At 63.4% G+C, this 15716-nt stretch carries 11 protein-coding genes; 8 read left to right on the forward strand and 3 right to left on the reverse strand.

Annotated elements, in window-relative coordinates; translation table 11 throughout:
- The first annotated feature begins 131 nt into the window (after nt 1-131).
- Nucleotides 132-629: a roadblock/LC7 domain-containing protein gene (locus DSOUD_RS01475; protein ID WP_053549328.1), complete on the forward strand. Its 498-nt coding sequence runs from the start codon at nt 132-134 to the stop codon at nt 627-629.
- A gap of 15 nt (nt 630-644) precedes the next feature.
- Nucleotides 645-1238 (forward strand): GTP-binding protein, encoded by a 594-nt coding sequence (locus tag DSOUD_RS01480; protein ID WP_053549329.1) that lies wholly within the window; start codon nt 645-647, stop codon nt 1236-1238.
- Between the two features lie 94 nt (nt 1239-1332).
- Here DSOUD_RS01480 and DSOUD_RS01485 read toward each other — a convergent pair whose 3' ends face one another.
- From DSOUD_RS01485 to icmF, 3 genes are read right to left on the reverse strand one after another with little or no spacing between them, the layout of a single operon-like run.
- The gene (locus tag DSOUD_RS01485; protein WP_053549330.1) at nt 1333-2448 is read right to left on the reverse strand and encodes an oxidoreductase; all 1116 of its coding nucleotides are present in this window, start codon (nt 2446-2448) and stop codon (nt 1333-1335) included.
- Complete coding sequence (locus DSOUD_RS01490; RefSeq protein ID WP_053549331.1) at nt 2445-3614, reverse strand: M24 family metallopeptidase; 1170 nt, start codon at nt 3612-3614, stop codon at nt 2445-2447. Before DSOUD_RS01490 ends, DSOUD_RS01485 begins: the two co-directional genes overlap by 4 nt.
- Nucleotides 3615-3647: 33 nt before the next feature.
- A complete protein-coding gene (gene icmF / locus DSOUD_RS01495) occupies nt 3648-6938 on the reverse strand; it encodes a fused isobutyryl-CoA mutase/GTPase IcmF (RefSeq protein WP_053549332.1) in 3291 nt (1096 codons plus the stop codon).
- Nucleotides 6939-7428: 490 nt separating this feature from the next.
- On the opposite strand from icmF, the gene DSOUD_RS01500 reads away from it, so the two are divergent.
- From DSOUD_RS01500 to DSOUD_RS01525, 6 genes are all read left to right on the forward strand, one after another.
- Nucleotides 7429-9201 carry a sigma 54-interacting transcriptional regulator gene (locus DSOUD_RS01500; protein ID WP_082351000.1) on the forward strand — a complete coding sequence of 591 codons (1773 nt, stop codon included), beginning with the start codon at nt 7429-7431 and terminating at the stop codon, nt 9199-9201.
- A gap of 410 nt (nt 9202-9611) precedes the next feature.
- Nucleotides 9612-11591, forward strand: a complete 1980-nt coding sequence (locus DSOUD_RS01505) for a heterodisulfide reductase-related iron-sulfur binding cluster (RefSeq protein WP_053549333.1) — start codon at nt 9612-9614, stop codon at nt 11589-11591.
- A 184-nt stretch (nt 11592-11775) separates the two neighbouring features.
- Nucleotides 11776-12546, forward strand: coding sequence for an electron transfer flavoprotein subunit beta/FixA family protein (locus DSOUD_RS01510; protein ID WP_053549334.1), 771 nt, complete (start codon nt 11776-11778; stop codon nt 12544-12546).
- A 9-nt stretch (nt 12547-12555) separates the two neighbouring features.
- Complete coding sequence (locus tag DSOUD_RS01515; RefSeq protein WP_053549335.1) at nt 12556-13470, forward strand: electron transfer flavoprotein subunit alpha/FixB family protein; 915 nt, start codon at nt 12556-12558, stop codon at nt 13468-13470.
- Nucleotides 13471-13500: 30 nt separating this feature from the next.
- Nucleotides 13501-14676 carry a thiolase family protein gene (locus DSOUD_RS01520; RefSeq protein ID WP_053549336.1) on the forward strand — a complete coding sequence of 392 codons (1176 nt, stop codon included), beginning with the start codon at nt 13501-13503 and terminating at the stop codon, nt 14674-14676.
- A gap of 166 nt (nt 14677-14842) precedes the next feature.
- Entirely contained in the window at nt 14843-15694 is an 852-nt protein-coding gene (locus DSOUD_RS01525) for a 3-hydroxybutyryl-CoA dehydrogenase (protein WP_053549337.1), read from the forward strand.
- Nucleotides 15695-15716: the final 22 nt, after the last annotated feature.

The raw sequence follows: 15716 nt of genomic DNA on the forward strand, positions 1-15716 counted from the left end.
CGGCGGATCTTCCGCCGGGAGTCTTTTCTTTTGCCGCTGCCGCCGCTCTGGCGCCAGGGAAAAGGCTTGATCGACCCCGGTAGAGATGCTATAAAAGCCGAGGCGCAAAAACCTTCACAAGGAGCGACGGTATGTTCGGCTCTAATTCATCCTTCGTCATGTACGACGAGGAATTCAAAAGAATAAATATTGTCATCGAGAAGCTTCTCCGCGAAGCCAACGCCAAGGTCATCTTCCTGGTCGACAAGAACGGGCAGCTGATCTCCTCCGTCGGCGAGACCGAGCATCTCGATACCACGAGTCTGGCTTCCCTGACGGCCGGCAACATCGCCGCCACCGGGGGGCTTGCCAAGCTTCTCGGGGAAAAGGAATTCTCCATCCTCTTTCACGAGGGGGAAAAGGACAACCTGCACATCTCCATCATCGCCAGCCGGGTCATTCTGGTGGTCATTTTCGATAACCGCAGTTCCCTGGGGCTGGTCAGGCTGCGGGTCAAGAAGGCCAGCGACGAGTTGGGGACGATCTTCGAGGATCTGGCGAAAAAATCCGAAGAGATCCAGAAGGATGACAACTACCAGAGTCCCTTCGCCGAGATCACTGACGACGATATTGACAATCTCTTCAATTAAACGGGGTTAGGGCGCATGTCTTTTATCAATTACGCCTCGCGCGAAATTAACTGCAAGATCGTCTATTACGGCCCGGGGCTCTGCGGCAAGACGACGAATCTGCAGTACGTCTATCAGAAGACGGCTCCCGACGCCAAGGGAAAGATGATCTCTTTGGCCACCGAGACCGAGCGGACGCTGTTCTTCGACTTTCTCCCCCTGGCCCTCGGCGAGATCCGCGGCTTCAAAACCCGCTTCCATCTCTATACCGTTCCGGGACAGGTCTTCTACGACGCTTCTCGCAAGTTGATCCTCAAGGGAGTCGACGGAGTGGTCTTCGTGGCCGATTCCCAGGAAGAACGACTCGACGCCAATATCGAGAGCCTGGAGAACCTCAAGATCAACCTCGAGGAGCAGGGGTATCAGCTGGAGAAGCTCCCCTTTATCATGCAGTACAACAAGCGTGATCTCCCCAACGTCAGCAGTGTTGAGGAGCTGCGCAGCCTCCTCAACCCCGATGGGGTCCCCGAATTCGAGGCCTGCGCCACCACCGGCGAAGGGGTCTTCGAAACCCTCAAGGCCGTCGCCAAGCAGATCCTCATCGATCTTAAAAAAGGGGGCGCCGGCTGATTCCCTCTCCGGCCGCCAAATAAATAAAAACGACGAAGTCCGCAGGGCAACAGCTCTGCGGACTTCGTCGTTTTTCGTCCTTGGAAAGGACGGCTCAGCCGGACCGGAGGCAGGTGATCCCCCCCTTGAGGGCGGCCTTGAAGCAGGCGTTGCAGGAGACACAGGAGACGACGGGATCCTCCCCCCTTTCCCAGCGCCGCACCAGGTCGGGCTGGCAGATGAAGGGGCGGGAGAGGGCGACGAAGGCGGCGCTTTGTTCCTCGACAATCCCTGCGGCCATGGCGAGGCTGCGGATGCCGCCGACGAGGATCAGGGGAACCCCGACCCTGTCCCGCAGCGCCTCGGCCAGCGGCCGGTTGTACGCCTCGCCCCCTTCGGGAACCGGGCGAATCGGGCCGAGTCCTCCCGAGGCCGGAGTTCCGGAGCTCACCTCGATGGCGTCGATCCCCCGGCGAACGAGGGCCTGCGCGACGCCGATCCCTTCCTCGACGGTCAGTCCCCCGGGGAGATTGTCGCTGAGATTGAGCTTGGCCAAGAGGGGGTAGTCGGAGCCGACCCGGGCCCGGATGGCCCCGAGGATTTCCAGGAGAAAACGGCTGCGCCCTTCGGCATCGCCGCCGTAGCGGTCCAGGCGAAGATTGGTGTGCGGGGAGAGGAACTGGCTGATCAGGTAGCCGTGGGCGGCCTGGAGCTGCACGCCGTCGAAGCCGGTCTTCTGAGCCCGGTCGGCCGCCGCGGCAAAGGCCTCCACCAGGCCGGCGATTTCGTCTTCGGTCAGGGCGCGCGGGAGCTCGGGGTACTGCAGCGCGGCGATTTCCGAGGGGGCCACCGGTCGCCCGCCGCAGTGGGCGGCACGGCACTGGCCACCGCCGTGGCTCAGCTGCAGGACGATCTTCCCCCCTTCGGCATGGACTCCGTCGGTCATCCGGCGCAGTCCGTCGAGGTCCGCACCCCCGTCTATCCCCAGGGTCCCGGGGAAAGCTTTCCCGCCGGAAGAGACGGAGGCGAAGCCGGAGACGATCAGGCCGGCTCCGCCGGCGGCCAGGGTCCTGTAGAAGGCGGCCAGGGGTTTGGTCGCCTTTCCGCCGGTTTCGGCCATCCCCTCCCAGGTCGCCGAACGGACCAGCCGGTTGGCCAGAGTCAGGGTGCCGATTCTTCCCGGGGAAAAAAGATCCGGACCTTTTCCCCCCCCTCGGCTCCTTTCCGTCACAGGCGCACCAGAGAATCCGGGAGGGGGGTGAGTTTTTCCCCCCCTTGCGTCCCGACGGCGAAGGTGTTCTCGATTCCCGCCACTCCCACCCCGGGAAAGACGAATTTGGGCTCGATGGCGATGGTCTGGTTCTCCACCAGGGGAACGTTGAACCCCAGAGCGAGAACCGGCATCTCGTCGAGTTCGAGGCCAACGCCGTGGCCGACGAACTTGGCCTGCTCCCCCGGCACCCCCATGAAGTTGTCGCCGAAGCCGGCGGCAACGGCCATTTCAGAGGCGCGGGTGAAGAGATCGGAGCAGATCGCTCCCGGCACCAGAGCGCCTGCAAGCTCCCCCTGAATCTTCAGGGCGACGTCAAAGGCCTCCTGCACCCGGGGGGGGAGGGCGCCGAAGACGAAGAGGCGCGTCATGTCGACGAGGTAGCCGTCGAAGACCCCGGTGTAGTCGACCATGATCGGCACGTTGTTGTCGATGATCGCCGTGGAGGCGCCGTGGGGGGCGGCGGCGGAGAGTCCCCGGCCGGTGACGGCGCCGTCGAAGAAGCCGGGGCTGGCAGCGCTCTGGCCGGCGACGGCCAGCCCCTGGAAGAGTTCCTGGTTGAAGGCCCGCATGCGGACGTACCCCTCCCAGCCGCGTTTCCGGGCGCGGTACTCGAATTCGGCCGAGAGGTCGATCTCGCGCATCCCCGGGCGGAGGAACTCGGGAATCTCGGCAAAGACCGAAGAAAGCTCCCGGCCGCTGTGGCGCATCCGTTCCAGCTCCCAGGTCGATTTGACCGAACGCAGCTCGCGCAGCAGGGCCGAGATGTCGACGAACTCCCTGTTCGGGAGGATCTTCCCGTAGAAGTTGAACTGCTGCAGCGGCAGGACATCGTAGGTCAGGCCGATGCGGCGAAATTCACTGCCGATGATCTCCGGCCAGTTCTTCCCCGAGGGGAAGGGGGTGATCGTCTCCACCGTGCTCTCGGCCTCGGCCCGGCTCAGGCTCTTGCGTACCATCAACCGGGGGGGGCCGTCGGCGGGGATCCACAGGGCCGAATTCTGCCGCGTCGCAGCGTAATAATAGATGTCGATGGGGTAGATGAGGAGAGCGCCGTCGATTCCGCCGGTTTTCAGCCGCTCCTGGAGGAGAACGATCCTTCTGTTGCATTCCGCCTTGTCTGCCATGGGCAAGTTTTCTCCGTGTCGTGAGTGGGTTCCTTACATGTTCCGTCGATACTGGCCGCCGACTTCGTAGAGGGCGGCGCTGATCTGCCCCAGGGACGCCACCTGCACCGCGTCGAGGAGGGCTGCAAAGATGTTTTCTCCCCGGGCGGCGGTCTGCTGCAGCGTCTGCAGGGCCCTGGGGACGCTCTCCCGGTGCTCGGCCTGGAAGGCCCGCAGGTTGGCGATCTGCTGCTCCTTCTCCTGGCGGGTCGCCCGGGCCAGCCCCTTGGGGACGTTGTATCCCTGGTCGGTGCCGGGATTAAGATAGGTGTTGACGCCGATGATCGGCAGCTCGCCGGTGTGTTTCTTGTGTTCGTAGAGGAGCGACTCCTCCTGGATGCGGCTGCGCTGGTACTGGGTCTCCATGGCGCCGAGAACTCCGCCGCGCTCGTTGATGCGCTCGAACTCCTTCAAGACCGCCTCCTCCACCAGATCCGTGAGTTCATCGATAATGAAGGACCCCTGCAGCGGATTTTCGTTGCGGGAGAGGCCGAGTTCCCTGGTGATGATCATCTGGATCGCCATCGCCCGGCGCACCGACTCTTCGGTGGGGGTGGTGACCGCCTCGTCGTAGGCGTTGGTGTGCAGCGAGTTGCAGTTGTCGAAGATCGCCATCAGGGCCTGCAGCGTGGTGCGGATGTCGTTGAAGTCCATCTCCTGGGCGTGGAGGGAACGCCCCGAGGTCTGGATGTGGTACTTGAGCATCTGGCTGCGGGCGTTGGCGCCGTAGCGGTTCTTCATCACCACTGCCCAGATCCGCCGCGCCACCCGGCCGATGACGTTGTATTCGGGGTCGAGGCCGTTGGAGAAGAAGAAGGAGAGGCTGGGGGCAAAATCGTCGATCTTCATGCCGCGGGAGAGGTAATATTCGACGTAGGTGAAGCCGTTGGCCAGGGTGAAGGCGAGCTGGCTGATGGGGTTGGCGCCGGCCTCGGCGATGTGATAACCGCTGATGGACACCGAGTAGTAGTTGCGCACCTGCTGGTCAATGAAGTACTGCTGCATATCCCCCATCAGCCGGAGGGCGAATTCGGTGGAGAAGATGCAGGTGTTCTGACCCTGGTCCTCCTTGAGGATGTCGGCCTGCACGGTACCGCGCACCGTCTGGAGGGTGCAGGTGCGGATCGTTTCCCTCTCCCCGGCCGACGGCTGCCGCCCCTTCTCGACGACGAACTTCTCCACCTGCTGGGCGATGGCGGTGTTGAAGAACATCGCCAGGAGGATGGGGGCCGGGCCGTTGACGGTCATCGAGACGCTGGTCATCGGGTCGCAGAGGTCGAAGCCGGCGAAGAGTTTGTCCATGTCGGTCTGGGTGCAGATGGAAACCCCCGATTCGCCGACCTTGCCGTAGATGTCGGGGCGCTCGCCGGGATCCTCGCCGTAGAGGGTGACGCTGTCGAAGGCGGTGGAGAGACGCTTGGCCGGGTCGTTTTCGGTGAGGAAGTGGAAGCGGCGGTTGGTCCGCTCCGGCGTCCCCTCGCCGGCGAACTGGCGCTTGGGGTCTTCGGCGGTGCGCTTGAAGGGGAAGAGCCCGGCGGTGTAGGGGAAGGAGCCGGGTAGGTTCTCCTTGCGGGCCCATTTGACGATTTCGCCGTATTCCTCGTAGTCGGGGACGCAGACCTTGGGGATGCGGCTCCCGGACAGGGAGGTGGTGTAAAGGGCGTTGCGCAGCTCCTTGTCACGCACCCGGGTGACCAGCTCCTCCTGGCGGTAGGTCTTCTTGATCTGCGGCCAGGTCTCGAGGGTTTTTTTTGTCTCCGGAAGCAGGCGCTCGCGGCAGGCGTCGATGAGACCGTCGAGGGTCTCGCTCAGGGCCCCTTTGCTGGCCGTGGCGAGGCTGGCCGCGACGTCGGCGCCGAGAGGGCGGGGGTGGCCCTGCAGGAGCTCGGCCGTCCCCTGAAGCTGGAAGAGCTGGCGAGCCGCCTTGATCTGTTCTTCGCTCTGGCGACGGTAGTCTCGGACGGTTCGGGAGATCTCGCCGAGATAGCCGGCCTGTTCCGGCGGGATGATGTGGTGGCAGCGGCTGACCTCGCCGGTGAGCTCCAAGGACGAGTGCCAGGCCACCCCTTTTTTGAGGTTGATGGCGTCGATCACCGCCCGGTAGAGGACGTTAGTTCCGGGATCGTTGAACTTGCTGGCGATGGTGCCGTAGACGGGTATTTCGGCATCGGAAGCCGCGAAGAGTTTGCGGTTGCGCCGCACCTGTTTGCGCACGTTGAGGAGGGCGTCCTCGGACCCCTTCTTCTCCATCTTGTTGAGGGCGACGAGGTCGGCGAAGTCGAGCATGTCGATTTTCTCCAGCTGCGTCGGGGCGCCGAATTCGCTGGTCATGACGTAGAGGGAGACGTCGCAGATCTCGACGATTCCCGCATCTCCTTGACCGATGCCGCTGGTCTCGACGACGATGAGATCGAAGGCGGCGCTCTTGAGGACGGCCAGGGCGTCGCCGATGGCGGCGGAGAGCTCGCTGCGCGAATTGCGGGTGGCCAGGGAGCGCATATAAATGCGGGGAGAGTTGATGGCGTTCATGCGGATGCGGTCGCCGAGCAGCGCCCCGCCGGTGCGCTGCCGGGTCGGATCGACGGAGAGGATCGCCAAATGTTTGTCGGGAAAATCGCGGAGAAAGCGCCGGACCAGCTCATCGGTGATCGAGCTCTTGCCGGCGCCGCCGGTGCCGGTAATCCCCAGGACCGGGACGTCGGTTGCCGCAGCGGCGAGGCGCGGCCGGATCGCCTCGAAGGGGGAGTCGGGTCTCCCCTGGGAGAGCTCGGCCAGGGTGATAAGGCGGGCGACGGCGCCGGGTTCGCGGCACCGGGCGCCCTCGAGGTCCCCCTCGAGCTCCCGCGGGGTGGGGTAATCGCAGGTTTTGATCTTGAAGTTGATCATCCCCTGGAGCCCCATCTTGCGTCCGTCCTCGGGAGAGAAGATACGGCAGATCCCGTAGGCGTGCAGTTCGTCGATTTCCCCGGGGAGGATGACGCCGCCGCCGCCGCCGAAAATCTTGATGTGCCCGGCGTTGCGCTCGGCCAGTAGGTCGTGGATGTACTTGAAAAATTCCAGATGCCCCCCCTGGTAGGAACTGACGGCGATCCCCTGGACGTCCTCGTGGATGGCGGCGGTCACGATCTCTTCGGCGGAGCGGTTGTGGCCGAGGTGCACCACCTCGACCCCCGAATCCTGGAGAATCCGGCGCATGATGTTGATGGAGACGTCGTGGCCGTCGTAAAGGCTGGTCGCGGTCACGAAGCGGATGGCGTTTTGCGAAGGGCGGGGCGCTGTTTCCATGAAGACTCTCCTTGGCAATCGACGGGGGGCGGCATGGCCGGTGGGCGTCGATGGGAATTACAATTGGATAACATCGTTTTAGCAATGCCCGTGCCATGGGCGGTTCCCGACCTTTAATCTAGGCCAAACCATTGAAAAACAAGAACTATAAAAAATAACAATATTTTTAAAATGGACGGAGGCGAAGCGGAGGTGTAAACGGAGGTTGCCACTGCGGCCGGGAATGCCCGGGTATTTACCCCTCTGTCTAGAACGGTAGACAGCGTGTCCTGCCGTTAACAGTGCCACCGCGGAGGGGAAGGCGGATGGAGGTTTACAATCCATTATCAAACAATGTACTATCGAACCTGCTTTGTCGGCGCCGAACCGGAATCCAACCTGGGGATGGTTGCCGCTCCGGGGGTTGACCGGTTGGCCGGTTCCAGTTGCAAGTCTTTGAATCTTTTCGCTTTAAAAGCAGATCGTCTCCGTCTCGACGATCGGAGGAATCATGCAGTTTGCCGAATTGGTCAGAAAAACTGAATTTGATTTTGCCTCGCTTCTCGACAACCAGGAGAGCTGGATCGTTGTCCTTGACGCCGAACAGCGTGTGGTCGACTGCAACGGAGGGTGCCGCAGAATCCTCGGTCTCGAGCCCGCGGAGCTGATCGGCAAGCGGATTGCCGAGGAGGTGCGCCTCGGGCATCTGGCAGGGCTTCTGGCCCGTGGCCACTGCTTCCGCTCCCAACCGCTGCTCATTGCCGACCGCAAACTCATCTGTCAGCACGTGCCGCGGATCGAAAACGGCCGTCACTGCGGCGGGGTCCTGGCCGTCAGCCTCGATTTTCTCCCCTTCGACGACATCTCCCAGGTCGACCTCGATGACGTGGTCCGTTCGCTGAGCGCCGTCATGGATCTGGCCTACGAGGGGACGATTCTCGTCGACCCCGAGGGGACGATCGTTCTGGTCAACCAGGCCTTCGCCGACGCCCTCGGTGCCCGGGCCCAGGACATGGTCGGCAAGCACATCCTCAAGGCTTATCCCAACTCCAAGCTCTCGCGGCTGCCTGTGGTGATGCAGACCGGGATGGCGGAAATCGGCTGGCCCCACGTCCTCAACGGCCGGGAGGTCGTGGTCTGCCGCTACCCGCTGGTCAGGAACGGCGTTCCGATCGGTGCCCTGGGGAAGATCATCTTTCAGGACGTCCAGGAAGTCATCCGCATGGCCGACAAGTTTCAGGCCATGACGCGAACGATCCAGCAGTCCACTCCCCAGGTGACCAAACTCGGCGATTTTTCTTACGATATCAACAGCATCGTCGGGCACAGCAAAGTCATGAAATCCCTGCGCGAGACGATTCTGCGGGTGGCCGAGCGCAGCTCCAACATCCTGCTCATGGGGGAAAGCGGCACCGGAAAGGAGCTCTTCGCTCACGCCATCCATGCCGCCAGCAAGCGCCGTCACGGGCCGTTCATCAAGATGAACTGCGCCGCCATCCCCGAACATCTCCTCGAGTCGGAACTCTTCGGCTACGTCGACGGCGCCTTCACCGGGGCCAAGCGCGGCGGACAGATCGGCAAGTTCGAGCTGGCCCATAACGGCACGATTTTTCTCGACGAAATCAGCGACATGACGCTGCAGATGCAGGCCAAGCTCCTGCGCATTCTCCAGGAGAAGGAACTCACCCCCCTGGGGAGCAATGCCTCGAAGCGGGTGGACGTGCGCATCATCGCCGCCACCAACGTCAAGCTCGAGGAACAGGTGTCCAAGGGGAAGTTTCGCGAAGACCTCTACTACCGGCTCAACGTCATGGCTCTCTTTATCCCCCCCCTGCGGGAGCGCACCGAGGACATCTACTTTCTCGTCAGTCACTTCGTCGAGAGCTACAACACCGAGTTCGGCCTCGAGATCGAGGGGCTCGAGCCCGAGGCCTGGACGATTCTCAAGGGGTACGAGTACCCGGGGAACATCCGCGAGCTGCGCAACGTCATTGAAAGCGCCTTCAACGTCGTGGTCGGCCCGAGGATCCGCAGGGAGGATCTCCCCCCCCACCTCCGCCAGGTGGGCGGGAGCACCGCCGCTGCGGCGACGTCGGCAGGGGGCGACAGTTTTCTCGATGAACTCGGCCGCCGCCCTCTGAGCGAGATCATGGACAGCCTTGAACGGCGCCTCCTCGAGCGGGCGCTGCAGAACGTCTCGGGGAACAAGCTGCAGGCCGCCAGTCTTCTCGGGATCTCCCGCCCCGGCTTTTATAAAAAACTGGCCAAACTCCGCATCTCCTGATCCTTCTCCGCCGCTCTTCTGTCCGCAGGCGGCACTCCCGGCGTATCGGGGCGGCCGCCCTTTTTTTTGCCGCTGTCTCCATCCGGAGAATTGTAATCGAGAGGAACACCGTTATGAAATGATCCTGTTTTCCGCTCTTTCGAAAGGGGAAAAGAGCCGGGCCCTGCGGCCGGACCGAGAAACTGTCATCGAATGTTTACACACATCGGCCCCGGCAAATCCAGTAAAAATCGGATTTGTCTTTTTTTATTCTCGCCAAGTCCCTGTTTTGGCCGGCAGAACACTAGCTGGTAAAAATTAAAACAATGTTTGGCATTGCCCTTGCTCTATAGGCGGTCAACGGTCGGAGGTCGTCGCTGGCGCGGCGCCCTCCGGAAGGACGAGACTCACCCTCAGCAAGGATCAAAACGATGGAAGCGACACGGGAAATCTACTGGAACGTCGGGCACGGAGTCCTCTGGCCCATGTATCTCCTTACCTTTGCCGCCCTCGGCGTCTGCCTCGCCTGGTTTTCGCGGCGCCTGCCCGTCTACCGGCAGGGTCGTCCCCTCCTGCGCACCGACCGTCCCGGAGAGCGTAGCGTCAACGCCCTGCGGGGGGTCCTCCTGCAGGGGAAGGTCCTGCGGCAAAAGGGAGCGGGAACGGCCCACTCCCTTTTCTTCTGGGGATTCTTCCTCCTGGCCATCGGCACGATGCTGATCTTTTTGCAGGCCGATTTGACCGATCCCCTCTTCGGCGTCCGCTTTCTCCGCGGAACCTTCTATGAGTATTTTTCCCTGATTCTCGATCTCTCCGGGGCGGTATCGCTCCTCATGCTCGGCGGCCTCTTCGTCCGCCGCTACCTGGTGCGCCCCGCCGGTCTCGAAAGCGGTCGCGCCGACTTCGTCGTGCACGCTCTCCTCTTCGCCATTGTGGTGAGCGGTTTTGTCGTCGAGGGGCTGCGCATGGCGGTCACCGAACTCGTCGCCAACCCCGAGCTGGCCCGCTGGTCCCCCGTCGGTCTGGTGCTGGCCAGGGGGTTTTCCGGCACCTCCGAGGCGACGTTGCGCGCTCTCCATCAGGGGCTCTGGTGGGGGCACTTCGCCCTGGTCCTCGCCTTCATCGTCGCCCTGCCGATGACCCGCCTGCGCCACATCCTCACCACCAGTTTCAACTATTTCTTCGCCGACCTGGGTCCCAAGGGGAACGTCGTCACCCTCGATCTCGAGGATGAGGGGAAGGAGACTTTCGGTGCCGCCAAAGTCAGCGACCTGACCTGGAAAGACATCTTTGACGCCGACGCCTGTACGCTGTGCAAGCGCTGCCAGGACCGCTGTCCGGCCCATGCCACAGACAAGCCGCTGTCGCCGATGCAGCTCATCAGCCAGATCGGCGAGGCGGCCTTTAGCGCCCCCGAGGCGCCCCTCCTTGCGACGGTGGAGCGGGACGCCATCTGGTCCTGCACCACATGCCGCGCCTGCCAGGAGATCTGCCCGGCCGGCATCGAGCATCTCCCCAAGATCCTCGAAATCCGCCGCAACCTCGTCCTCATGGAGGGGGAGTTCCCCGGTGATGAAGCCGTGGCGGCGGTGGACAACACCGAGGTCAACGGCAACCCCCTGGGGATGGCCTTTGCCGCCCGCGGCGACTGGACCGAGGGGCTGGGGATCAAGACCCTCGAGGAGGACCCGGAGGTCGATATCCTCTACTTCGTCGGCTGCTACGCCTCCTTCGACAAACGCAACATCAAGATCGCCCGCTCCTTCGTCCGCCTCTGCCAGGGCGCCGGCATCAAGGTCGGCATCCTCGGCCGGGAGGAGAAGTGCTGCGGCGATCCGGTGCGCAAGCTCGGCAACGAATACCTCTACCAGAATCAGGCCGCAGAAAACATCGAGCGCATCCAGGGATACGGCGTCCGGCAGATCGTCACCACCTGCCCCCACTGCTTCAACGCCCTCGGCAAGGATTACCGGGATCTCGGCCTCGATGTGCCGGTGGAGCACTACACCGTCTTTCTCCACCGTCTCCTGGAAGAAGGACGCCTCCGGGTGAAGTCTGAGCCCTTCTCCTGCACCTATCACGACTCCTGCTACCTCGGGCGATACAACGACATCCTCGCCGAACCCCGGGCGCTGATCCGCGCCGCCGGGGGAGAGCTGCTGGAGATGGAGCGCCACGGACTGGAGTCCTTCTGCTGCGGCGCCGGCGGCGGGCGGATCCTCGTCGAGGAAAAACTCGGCATCCGCATCAGCGAAACCCGGGCGAAAATGGCCGCCGCCACCGGCGCCGCCGTTTTGGTCTCCAACTGCCCTTTTTGCCTCTCCATGTTCGAGGACGGGATCAAGGGGGCCGAGCTCCCGGGAGACCTGGTGCCGCGGGATATCGCCGAAATCCTGGCGGAGCGGCTTTAAATCGAGGGGCTTGCCGACCACAGAGGCACCGAGCCACTGAGGTAAGCTAACCCACGAAAGTGTTTGAAAAATAGCAAGGGGCACGGGTTGGTCATGCTCTTTTGCCCGGGATTGTAAAGCCTTTCTCCGTGTCTCTGTGTCTCTGTGGTTCAATCAGTTTTTCCTAAAAAACCGGAGGTCAGCGATGAAAATTCTTGTGTGCATCAAACAGGTTCCGGATATGGAATCGAAGTTTAAAATCAACGGCGAGGGGCTCTGGTACGAGGAGGCCAATCTCGCCTGGCGGATCAACGAATACGACGAGTACGCCATCGAGCAGGCGGTGCAGGTCAAGGAGCAGGTCGGCGAGGCGGAAATCACCGTCCTCTCCGTCGGGCCCGAGCGGGTCAGGGAGGCGATGAAGAAGGCTCTGGCCATGGGGTGCGACCGCGGCGTGCAGATTGCCTGCGACGACCCCTGGCGCCGGGATTCTTTCGAGATTGCCTCGTTGATCGCCGAGTACGCGGCAAAGGAGTCCTTCGACCTGATCTTTACCGGCATGCAGTCCCAGGACCGCGGCTCGGCTCAGGTGGGAACCCTTCTCGGCGAGATGCTCGGGGCCCCGGTGCTGACGACGGTGGTGGATTTTTCCTGGGACGGGACGAAGATCACGGCCCGGCGCGAACTTGAAGGGGGAATGAAGGGGGTGGTCCGGACGCCCCTTCCGGCGGTGGTCACCTGTCAACTGGGGCTCAACACCCCCCGTTATCCGACCCTTCCCAACATCATGAAGGCCAAGAAGAAGGAAATCGTCTCCCTCCCGGTGGCCGACCTTGCCGGCGTCGAGGGGCGCCTGGCCACGGAGAAGACCGCCTTCCCGGAGAAGAAGGGGAGCGGTCTCGTACTCGAGGGGGAACCCAGGGAAATGGCCGGACAGCTCCTTGGCATTCTGCGCCTGAAGACCAAAGTACTCTAGGAGGTATAAATGAAAGCATTACTGGTTGCCGAGTGCCGCGGCGGAGAGTTCCTCGAGAGCAGTTATGAACTGGCGGGCTTTGCCGCCGCCCTCGGGGCCGAGAGCGTGATGTTCTGCATGGGCGGCGACGCCCCGCCGGCCTTTGCCGGGACCCTTTATCAGGCCGACGCTGCGGTCTGCGGCGAATTCAATCCGGCGCTGCACAAGGCGCTGCTCCTCCAGGTCATCGACAGGGAGAAGCCCGATCTGGTGGTCTTCTGCCACTCCTCCTACGGCTGGGACCTCGCCCCGCGGCTGGCTCTGGCCCTCAAGGCGGGACAGGTCTCGGAAGTCGTCGCCCTGGCCGAGGGCGGCTATGTCGTTCCGGCCTGCAACTCCAAGTTGCGTCGCACCGTGCGCCCCAGCACGGCCTTGACCGTCGTCACCCTGCAGTCCGGCGCCTTCCCGCCCCTCAAGGAGGAGGGCGCGGCGCCGCCGATCATCTCCCTGGCGCCGCCGGCAACGGAGGGGGGGATGGAATTCCTCGGCTACGAGGCGGCCGAAATCGGCGAAGTCGATCTGAGCCGCGCCGAGGTCATCGTCAGTGCCGGGCGCGGTATCGGCAAGAAGGAGAACATCAGTCTGATCGCCGATCTCGCCCGGGCGATGGGGGGGGAGCTCGGCGCCAGCCGCCCGGTGGTCGACGCCGGCTGGGCTCCCCACGATCGCCAGGTTGGAAGCACCGGTCAGGCCGTCTCCCCCAAACTCTACATGGCCTGCGGCATCTCCGGGGCCGTGCAGCACCTGATGGGGATGAAGAAGTCCGATTTCATCGTCGCCATCAACAGCGACCGCGACGCCCCCATCGGCGAGGTGGCCGACGTTCTGGTGGTCGCTGACCTCAAGGAGTTCGTCCCGGCCCTGATCGCCCAGTTGCAGGTTTGAGTGAAATTATCTGGTCAACAAGGAGGAACGATGGAAAACGTTTACGTTGTGGAGGCTCTGCGCACCCCTTTCGGCAGCTTCGGCGGGACCCTGGCCGACGTGCCGGCGGCCCGGCTCGGGGCTGCGGTGATCGCCGGGCTCCTTGAGAGAAGCGGTGTGGCCCCCGAAGAAATCGGTCAGGTAATCGCCGGACAGGTTCTCTCCGGAGGCGCCGGCCAGGCCCCGGCGCGGCAGGCGATGCGCTACGCAGGGATCCCCGACCAGATTCCGGCCCTGACCATCAACAAGGTCTGCGGCAGCGGACTCAAGGCGATCATGCTCGGCGCCGACGCCATCCGCCTCGGCGACTCCGAAACGGTGATCGCCGGCGGGATGGAGAACATGTCGATGGCCCCCTACGCCCTCCCTTCGGCACGATTCGGACTGCGCCTGGGTAAGGGGGAAGCCGTCGACCTGCTGGTTCACGACGCCCTCACCGACCCCTATTCCGGCCGCCACATGGGGGAGATCGCCGAGGCGCGGGTCATCGCCCACGGCCTCACCCGGGAGGCACAGGACGCCTTTGCCGGCGAATCGTACCGCCGCGCCCAGCTGGCGCAGACCAGCGGGGTCTTCAAGGGCGAGACGGTGGCCGTGGTCAAGGCGTCGCGCAAGGGGGACCTGACGGTGGATCAGGACGAGGAGCCGTTCCGCGGCGACATCGCCAAGCTCGGCTCCCTGCGCCCGGCCTTCGACAAGAACGGCACACTCACCGCCGGCAATGCCTCGAGCATCAACGACGGCGCCGCTTTTGCCCTTCTCGCCGGCGAGAAGGCGGTGAAACGCCTCGGCCTCAAGCCGAAGGCCCGGCTGGTGGCCTACGCCACCAACTCCCTCCCTCCCGATCTCTTCCCCGACGCCCCCGTCGGCGCCATCGAGCGGGCCTGTGCCAAGGCCGGCCTCACCACAGCCGACATCGGCCTGTGGGAAATCAACGAGGCCTTCGCCGCGGTGACGATGATCGCCATCAAGGAACTCGGTCTCGATCCCCAGAAGGTCAACGTCAACGGCGGCGCCTGCGCCCTCGGCCATCCCGTCGGCGCCAGCGGCGCCCGGCTGGTGGCGACCCTCGTCGCCGAGATGCAGCGCCGCGGCGAGCGCTATGGTCTGGCGACGTTGTGCATCGGCGGCGGCGAGGCGGTGGCGGCGATCTTCGAGCGGGTCTAGACAAATGCATAAGCATCAACGGAGAGAACGCAGAGAAAAACCGGAGATCGCAGAGGAAAGCTTCTGTCCTCAAAAATCTCTGCGTACTCGCTTTTCACCTCAGCGCCTCTGCGTTGAAAGCCTTGTCGTCAGACTCTTATCAATAAAATAAACGGGAGAACTAAGTATGGCGATTAACAGAATCATGGTCATCGGCGCCGGGCAGATGGGGGGCGGCATCGCCCAGGTGGCGGCGCAGAGCGGGCTGGAGGTGGTCCTCAACGACCTGAAGCCGGAATTCATCCACCGCGGCCTGGCGGTCATCGCCAAAAACCTTTCGCGCAGCGTCGAGAAGGAGCGGATTGCCGTCGCCGAAAAGGAGGCGATCCTCGGCCGGATCGTCCCCTCGACGGATCTTGCCGATGCCGCCGCAGTCGATTTCGTCGTCGAGGCCGCTTCGGAAAACATGGAGATCAAGAGCGGCATTTTCCGCGCCCTCGACAAGGCGGCGCGCCCCGGGGTGATCCTGGCCACCAACACCTCGTCGTTGCCGATCACCGAGGTGGCGGCGGTGACCTCCCGCCCCGGGTCGGTGATCGGCATGCACTTCATGAATCCGGTGCCGGTGATGCCGCTGGTCGAAGTGATTCGCGGTATCGCCACCACGGATGCCACCTTCGCCACCGTCGATGCCCTGGCCCGGGCGATGGGGAAGACCCCCGTCGAGGTCAACGATGCCCCCGGCTTCATTTCCAACCGGGTGCTGCTGCCGATGATCAACGAGGCGATCTTCTGCGTCTACGAGGGGGTCGCCACGCCGGAAGCCGTCGATCAGGTCATGAAGCTGGGGATGAATCACCCCATGGGGCCGCTGACCCTGGCCGACTTCATCGGACTCGACACCTGCCTGGCGATCATGGAGGTTCTCCACGAGGGGTTTGCCGACAGCAAGTACCGCCCCTGTCCGCTCCTGCGCAAGATGGTCAAGGCGGGATGGCTCGGCAAAAAGAGCGGCAAGGGGTTCTTCGAGTACGCCTGAGGCCAAAAGAGGTTCGCAACCA

The organism is Desulfuromonas soudanensis (assembly GCF_001278055.1).
Classification (GTDB): domain Bacteria; phylum Desulfobacterota; class Desulfuromonadia; order Desulfuromonadales; family WTL; genus Deferrimonas; species Deferrimonas soudanensis.

Coding starts and splice junctions, on each gene's coding strand:
- DSOUD_RS01525 (WP_053549337.1), top strand. CDS start 14,843: ATGGCGATTAACAGAATCATGGTCATCGGCGCCGGGCAGATGGGGGGC.
- DSOUD_RS01500 (WP_082351000.1), top strand. CDS start 7,429: ATGCAGTTTGCCGAATTGGTCAGAAAAACTGAATTTGATTTTGCCTCG.
- DSOUD_RS01480 (WP_053549329.1), top strand. CDS start 645: ATGTCTTTTATCAATTACGCCTCGCGCGAAATTAACTGCAAGATCGTC.
- DSOUD_RS01510 (WP_053549334.1), top strand. CDS start 11,776: ATGAAAATTCTTGTGTGCATCAAACAGGTTCCGGATATGGAATCGAAG.
- DSOUD_RS01520 (WP_053549336.1), top strand. CDS start 13,501: ATGGAAAACGTTTACGTTGTGGAGGCTCTGCGCACCCCTTTCGGCAGC.
- DSOUD_RS01515 (WP_053549335.1), top strand. CDS start 12,556: ATGAAAGCATTACTGGTTGCCGAGTGCCGCGGCGGAGAGTTCCTCGAG.
- icmF (WP_053549332.1), bottom strand. CDS start 6,938: ATGGAAACAGCGCCCCGCCCTTCGCAAAACGCCATCCGCTTCGTGACC.
- DSOUD_RS01475 (WP_053549328.1), top strand. CDS start 132: ATGTTCGGCTCTAATTCATCCTTCGTCATGTACGACGAGGAATTCAAA.
- DSOUD_RS01490 (WP_053549331.1), bottom strand. CDS start 3,614: ATGGCAGACAAGGCGGAATGCAACAGAAGGATCGTTCTCCTCCAGGAG.
- DSOUD_RS01505 (WP_053549333.1), top strand. CDS start 9,612: ATGGAAGCGACACGGGAAATCTACTGGAACGTCGGGCACGGAGTCCTC.